General features: G+C 62.5%; 2 protein-coding genes. Both read right to left on the bottom strand.

The features are described 5' to 3' along the window. Window positions 1-160: 160 nt before the first annotated feature. Window positions 161-658 (bottom strand): transposase, encoded by a 498-nt coding sequence (locus D2T30_RS22810; RefSeq protein WP_380728074.1) that lies wholly within the window; start codon window positions 656-658, stop codon window positions 161-163. 198 nt (window positions 659-856) lie between these two features. Further along, the gene (locus D2T30_RS22805; protein WP_164884415.1) at window positions 857-1,465 is read right to left on the bottom strand and encodes an IS110 family RNA-guided transposase; all 609 of its coding nucleotides are present in this window, start codon (window positions 1,463-1,465) and stop codon (window positions 857-859) included. Window positions 1,466-1,744: the final 279 nt, after the last annotated feature.

Raw genomic sequence — 1,744 nt, 5'->3', positions numbered from 1 at the left:
CATACGGGCCCGCGGCATGACGATGGCCGCAGCAGAGGCCGGATACATGTCAGCACCCGACAGCGCGCAAAACTGATCCACAAACCCTCTTGCGCAAAGGGCGGTTATACATGTTGCAAAAGTCAGCGTGTGAGCGAGCGTTCCCCTTTCCCCGATAGCCTTATGCCACGCGTTCGATCACGGCGGTGCCGAGCGCATTGAAGCGGTTCATGAGTGCGACGCGGACGTGGATTTCGGCGGTTTGACGTTCGGGGTCTCGTGATGCGATGCGCTCGCCGAAGGCTTTGAGGCACCTCATCTTCGCCTCGATCCTGCTTCGGACGTGATATCCGGTCCAGCGCTTCCAGATGGTTCGGCCCATGCGTTGGGTCGCGCGGAGGATCTCATTGCGTGCGGCGGCAGCGGGACAATCCTCCCGCCATCGTCGCCCGTTCTTGCGGATGGGTATGACTGCGGTGCCTCCGCGCTCGAGGATCGCGGTGTGGCAACGGCGCGTGTCGAACGCGCCGTCTCCGGTGACGCTGTCGATCCGCTCCTCAGGCGGGATCTGCGCCAGCAAGTCGGGCAGAACGTTCGCGGGCTCTCTCGAACCGTGTATGGATGGCTCCCGCGTGGCAAGGGGTGTGGTGATTTTTGGCAACTGGTCGGGTGCGGCCATGTATTCGGCGTCTGATCTGCGGTTTTCCCGCACGCCCTGATGAACGTCCGCGTGAGGCTTGGGTCCCTATCAATGGCACGCGCTTGTGGCGCTCCGGTTCGAACGGGGTGTCCCAATCTCTTGTCCGTCAGCTTGCCATCATCTCACTTTGCCCTCGCCATTTCGATCAGGCCGTATTGGGCCTGTAACGCGTCATTCTCACGCTGCGCGCCAGGCCTCGCCGGTTCTCAGCATCGCCCAGATCTGACGCGCCATGCGGCTGGCCAATGCGATCGCCACGACCTTCAAGGGCTTCTTGGCCAACATGCTGCCCAGCCAGTCCTCGCCCGGATCAGTCCGTTTGCGAGTGGAAATCACTCCCATGGCCCCAAGGTAAAGCAGCCGCCGGATATATCGGTTACCCATTTTGGAGATGGCCCCCAGCCGCTCCTTGCCACCGCTTGAATGCGGCTTCGGCGTCAGACCAAGCCAAGCCGACAGGTCGCGGGCCGAGCGGAAACCCGACACGTCCGGCAGCGTGGCCGCAAGGACACTGGCCGTGATCGGGCCGATCCCAGGCATCCCCTGTAGCCGCCGGGCGGTCTCATCCTCCTGCGCGGCGCGGCGCAGATCGGCGGTGATGGCGTCGATGCGCGACTTCGTATCGGTGAACTGCCCGACCAGAAGATCAAGGGGCATTCGCGCTGCCGCTGGCAGATCGGCGGCTTCCGCCTCAGCGACGAGGCGGTTCATGTTGTGGATGCCCTTGGGCACCACGATGCCGAATTCTCCCAGATGGGCGCGGATCGCATTGGCAAGCTGGGTCAACTGCCGAACCCAAAAAATCCCGCGCCCGATGGCTCATCAGGACCGCCTGCTGCGCCTCGGTCTTGACCGAAACGAAGCGCATGGTCGGCTGCATGACCGCAGTGCAGATCGCCTCCGCATCAGCCGCATCAGTTTTGCCACGTTTGACGAAGGGCTCACATGAGGAGGATTGGATCAAGCGGCTTTCATTGGATCATTGGCTTTTCTCCTTCTGACTTTTCGGATCTCGGGTCCGGTCCCCGTTGGAACGCGTGTCAAAGACCTGCGCGCTCAAGCTCA

Origin of the sequence: Paenirhodobacter populi, from assembly GCF_004022215.1 — a bacterium.
Classification (GTDB): Bacteria; Pseudomonadota; Alphaproteobacteria; order Rhodobacterales; family Rhodobacteraceae; genus Rhodobacter; species Rhodobacter populi.
The sequence above is the reverse complement of the archived record's forward strand: the minus strand, read 5'-3'. Positions and strand labels throughout refer to the sequence as shown.